The organism is Methylobacterium sp. P3_A11 (genome assembly GCF_056403155.1).
Genome location: NZ_JBFUGA010000203.1, coordinates 1 through 4800 on the forward strand (window position 1 = coordinate 1; position 4800 = coordinate 4800).

At 63.8% G+C, this 4800-nt stretch carries 4 protein-coding genes and 2 pseudogenes; 2 read left to right on the plus strand and 4 right to left on the minus strand.

The window, feature by feature from the left end:
* Nucleotides 1-33: 33 nt before the first annotated feature.
* Nucleotides 34-1217, minus strand: a protein-coding gene (locus AC1DXK_RS30375) for an IS3 family transposase (protein WP_477299663.1) whose coding sequence is annotated in 2 segments (ribosomal slippage) — nucleotides 34-920 and nucleotides 920-1217 — 1185 coding nt in all. Because the reading frame shifts where the segments join, the coding sequence is not laid out codon by codon here.
* Nucleotides 1218-1275: 58 nt separating this feature from the next.
* Between AC1DXK_RS30375 and AC1DXK_RS30380 the strand changes: the two are divergent.
* Nucleotides 1276-1428, plus strand: a pseudogene (locus AC1DXK_RS30380) (transposase domain-containing protein); the annotation flags it as partial.
* A 176-nt stretch (nucleotides 1429-1604) separates the two neighbouring features.
* Nucleotides 1605-1910, plus strand: coding sequence for a DUF6894 family protein (locus tag AC1DXK_RS30385; RefSeq protein WP_456685807.1), 306 nt, complete (start codon nucleotides 1605-1607; stop codon nucleotides 1908-1910).
* 49 nt (nucleotides 1911-1959) lie between these two features.
* Here the strand turns inward: AC1DXK_RS30385 and AC1DXK_RS30390 are convergent.
* The 3 genes and pseudogenes from AC1DXK_RS30390 to AC1DXK_RS30400 form a co-directional block, all read right to left on the minus strand.
* Nucleotides 1960-2390 (minus strand): annotated as a pseudogene (locus AC1DXK_RS30390) (hypothetical protein).
* Between the two features lie 181 nt (nucleotides 2391-2571).
* Complete coding sequence (locus AC1DXK_RS30395) at nucleotides 2572-3462, minus strand: cobalamin B12-binding domain-containing protein (RefSeq protein ID WP_456685806.1); 891 nt, start codon at nucleotides 3460-3462, stop codon at nucleotides 2572-2574.
* A 521-nt stretch (nucleotides 3463-3983) separates the two neighbouring features.
* Complete coding sequence (locus tag AC1DXK_RS30400) at nucleotides 3984-4472, minus strand: BLUF domain-containing protein (RefSeq protein ID WP_456685805.1); 489 nt, start codon at nucleotides 4470-4472, stop codon at nucleotides 3984-3986.
* Nucleotides 4473-4800 lie beyond the last annotated feature (328 nt).

Below are 4800 nucleotides of genomic sequence, written 5' to 3' on the forward strand. Positions count from 1 at the left end.
TGATCCTCCCCTGATTTCGCGGACACGGGGAGTTTAGCTCGCGTTTTGCTCGGCCTGCTCGGGCGTGAGATAGCCGAGCGCCGAATGGATGCGTTGCCGATTGTAGTAGCCCTCGATGTAAGCGAACAGGTCGCGTCGCGCCTCATCTCGGGTTGCCCATCGCCGCTGATGAACGAGCTCGACCTTGAGAGTGTGGAAGAAGCTCTCCATTGGGGCATTGTCGTAGCAGCATCCTGTCCGGCTCATCGACGGCCTCGCCCCCATGCTGGCGAGCTGCTTGCGGTAGGTCTCGGCTGCGTACTGGCTGCCGCGATCCGAGTGGCAGATGAGCCCTGCGGCCGGTCGCTGCCGCTGGGCGGCCATCATCAGCGCAGCCACGCTCAGCTCGGCCCGCATGTGATCGCGCATCGACCAGCCGACGATCTTGCGCGTGGCCAGATCGAGGACGGCGGCCAGGTACAGCCAGCCCTCGCCGCTCGGCAGGTAGGTGATGTCGGCCAGCCAGACCGTGCCGGGCCGCGCGGCCGAGAAATCCTGCTTCAGGAGGTTTGGGGCAATCGGGAGATCGTGGCGGCTGTCGGTCGTGCACGGCCGGAACCGACGCCCCGCCAGGGCGCGGATGCCGTGCTGGCGCATCAGGCGCTCCACCCGCCCGCGGCTGACAGACCGGCCCTCGGCCCGCAGGACGGCATGCACGCGCGGGGCACCGTAGCGCCGATGATGGGCGGCATGGATGCGCTGGACGTCGTCCAGGAGCTGGCGGTTGGAGGCCGAGCGGGCGCTCTCGGGCCGTGACCGCCAGCCGTAGAAGCCACTGGGTGACACTCCGAGCACGCGGCACATGAGACGCACCGGCCACGTGCGTGCATGCTGCTCGATGAAGGCAAAGGTCACTTGGGCATCTCCGCGAAGATGCCGATGGCTTTTTTTAGCACGTCGCGCTCCATGCGCGTGCGGTCGAGCTCACGTCGCAGCCGAGCGATCTCGGCGGCCTGATCGGACGGCGATGCGACCGGGCTTGGTGGCGAGGCGCCCGTCGATCCTGCCGGCCGCGGCGGGGGTGAGGCCCCGTTCAGCATGGCGCGCCACTGCCGCAACATCGAGGGCTGGATCCCGAGCTCGGCCGCGACCTGCATCTGCGGCCGGCCGCTGCTCTCCAGCAAGGCGACCGCTTCGCGTTTGAACTCGGGTGTGAACTCTCGTCTCGTCTTCGCCATCCGACACCTTCCCCGCTCAGCATGAGCGTACCAGAGGTGTCCGTGAAACCGAGGGAGGATCATCGAGACCTGCAAGCTCGTCGGCGTCGAACCGCAGGCCTACCTCGCTGACGTCATCACCCGCATCGTCGCGGGGCATCCGCAGCGGCGCCTCGATGATCTGCTTCCATGGGCTTCCCCATCAACGCCACCCCTGAAAGCCGTGGCCTGAGGACAGCGCTTACGCCAAAGCAGCCCCCACCCCGAGTTGGGACCGCGCCGCGGATCCGAAGCCGAGCCGGCCTGCACGGCGCAGAAGCGCCTCACAGCCCGGCAATCGTCAGACCGCTGCATATCCGGCGTGTCTGGCCTGACCGGCGGTGTTGCCCACCAACAGGATAGCTCAAGATGCCGCGCTATTTCTTCGATATCCGTGACGATGTGTCGTCCGTGAGCGACACCGAGGGCGAGGTGTGCGCCAACCCGGATGAGGCTGGCCGGCGCGCGGCGCAAATCCTATCGGAGATCGCACTGCATTATCCTAACCAGAACGGCTGCAGCAAGCTGCTGGCGCTGGTGCGGGACGAGGCCGCGCGTGTGGTGTTCACCGCATCCCTCAGCATCGTCGGCAGGCGGCTCGATAGACCAGTCCTGATACCAGGCTGCCATGTTGGTGCGGGCAGAGCCCACAAACCCGACCGCCTACCAGCCTAGATTGCCATCTAGCATTGCTAGGGCGCACTCTTTCTCTGCTGCTGCGCGTTCATGCATAGGGACCGCCGAACAGATCGCCGAGCGCCTTCCGCTTGAACAGCGTGCGCCAGCGTCGCCTCTGATGCTCCGGCCGGTCGTGGATCATGTGGCACCGTTGGCAGAAGGCCGCGAGGTTGACGTCGGCGTTGTTCGAGGTGTCGTGATCCCGATGGGCTGCGGCCAGCACCACCCGGGTCGTGCGCACGAGGACGAGCACATCCACCGCCCCAGCCTTCAGTCGGATCCGCCTGCCCCGCCCGTCTCGCCACCGGCCGGCGTCGGCGTCCCACCAGCGGCCATCGCCGAGGTGGTAGACTATCTCCGCCCGTGCGGCCGCCCGCAGCCCTCGCAGCGGCCCTTGGCGCGGCCGAAGCGGATCACAGCCGAGAGCTGCGGCCAATCGATCGGGTAGAAGAAGCGGTGCTCGGGCCGGATCGGCATGGGGGCGCACTGTGCCACTCGCCGTGAAGAAAGCGTAGCGGTTAAGGCGTTGCCGTTGGGGGTTCACACGTAGAAGGGGGATGTAGGGAGCCGCCAGTCGTCACACCTCAATGCGGGTACCTGTCAGCGCATTGATTTTTAGATCGCACAAACCTTGCAGACGCTACCAGCTGATTTTTAGTCACATACCTTGGGCGCTGTCGGTCGCGAGATCGAATAGCCGTTGCGCGAGAAGCACCGCCGTCGCCGCGTCGACCGCAGACGCATCCGCCCCGACCTGAGGAACGAGTTCCGGATGTTCCAGGAACACCGGACCTCCGACCATCACGCCAATGGCTGAGTTGCACGACGCATCCCGCACCGAGCGGATGGCCTTTGCGAGTTGATCGAGGCGTGCTCCGCTGCTGAGCGTCAGGCCGACGACGTCGAACCACTCGGACGCCACCAAGGCAGCGATCTCTTCGGGGGTGGACGAGAGCCCGACCGAGACAGACCAGCCTGCCCTGCACATGAATTGTTCGACGATCCGGACGCCGAACGTGTGCTGCTCGCCGGGAGCGCTCATCAAGAGCAGACGGGGCTGCCGGTCGAGCGAGGTCGCCTCTCTGTCGACCCGGAACCGAGCCACCAGATGTTGTAGGCGGGCGACACCGGTCGTCACCTCGACGAAGTCGCACAGGTCCTCCTCCCACATGCGGCCTAAGAGAGCGGCTGAGGGTGCCAGAAGGTCCAGGAATAGGCGATCAACGGGGTAGCCTTGCGCGACCATAACCGAGAAGGCCTCGATCACGGACGCATCATCCTGCGCGAGCGCCAGATGGGTGAAGGCCGCGACTTGCTCGGCATCCGGCTGAAACGGGGGTTTGATCTGCTCGGCGACGGACCTGCGATGCCGCAGCACGAGTTGGGGGATGATCTGGGTCTGGACGAGGTGCCCCAGAGCCAGGCAACGCTCTCGGGCGGCTTCGGCCGCGCGTTTACGTGCATACGCTTGGCGAGCCTGGGCCGCGCGGTCAGCGTCCTGAGGAGAACGATTGCCCCATGAGCCTTCAGACGAAGCCAGATTTGTCATCACCCCCTCCCGGCGGCACTGCGTCGACGGTCTCAGAGGCCTGTCGATCTTGTGCCGGCATCAAAGCTGCCGACAGGTTAGATGTAAAGCTATGCGGCTCAGCGCCGCGTTGGTGTACTTCCGTACATATGGCATTATAAGAAATGTCGGATAAAGAGCCTGGGAATTCTTGCCTGCACGTTGAGGTCAGCCGAAGTCTCAACGGCAATCGGCTTTGGGCGTGGAAGATCTATGCCGGCGAATACGAATGCCCGATTGATGAGTCGCGTCCGATTTTTTCAAGCAGTAATGTTGCGATGAACATTGGGGTTACGGTCCGGGATTACATCTATTACAAGCATGGTGCTAGTAAGAGAGTGTTGCATTAGTGCCTTGTCTCATCTGCTAGAATTAAGATATTTTTATTTTTGCAGAATATTTATTATATTGCAGTACAATGACGCCGAACGGTCCGCCGATCGCCGCAGCCTCCGTCATCACTGCCATGCTGTCCGGGCTAGGTAGACGCGCGCAGGTAGACGTCACTGACCTGATCGGCTTCGGCCGATTGAGTCCAGCGGCCCCGAAGCGAAGTGTTCAAGAATACGCTTTAGTGCCGCGACGTTGTTTTTGTCTTCAGCGCTTTCGAGCGCGTCCTGCAACACAGCGCGAATGTCCTCGGCTTCGACCTTCTCCATCTCCCAGTTCGGATACAGACGCTCGCGCTCTTCCTCACCCTGGTCCAGCGAGACGATATCGTAATGACGTGGGTCGCTACGCAAGTTCGCGATCAGCTTCTGTATCTGGGCGGCCGGCCCTTCGACCCACTGGAAGAAGACGCCGCTGCCATAAACCAGCACCCCGGTGATGCCGCGTGCGAGATTGTTGCGTTGGGCCGACTCGACAATGCGACCGACCTCGACGTCGTCGACGCTGCTGGCGGCACGGCTGCAGTAGACGTAATGGGAAAGCGGGGGCAGCGCGGCATCGTCCAACTCAGCGCCGCGTGGAATACCGAATTCGTCGAACATGGGTGGGCTTGCTCCGTCCATGCCAGGCAGGCCGCTCCGCCCGGCGAGTGCGCGGCAGGATATCCTTTCCAGCGCAGTAACCAAGGCAGCTTTCCCGCCTCCTCCCGAACGTGAGAAGGCGGGAGCCTGCAGGTAACAACACGCTTCACCTGCACCGCTGACCAGGTCCCGACACGTGCCGTATGCGCATAAGGCGTTTTACGCCTCCTCGTCCTTAGTCTGCTTGGCCATGGCAGCATCACGGCGACGGGCCGCGCGATTGTTCTCAGGCACCTCCTTCTGCAAGGCTTCCTGGCTCGTGTAGCCCTGAGCGCCCGGGCTGCCGCGC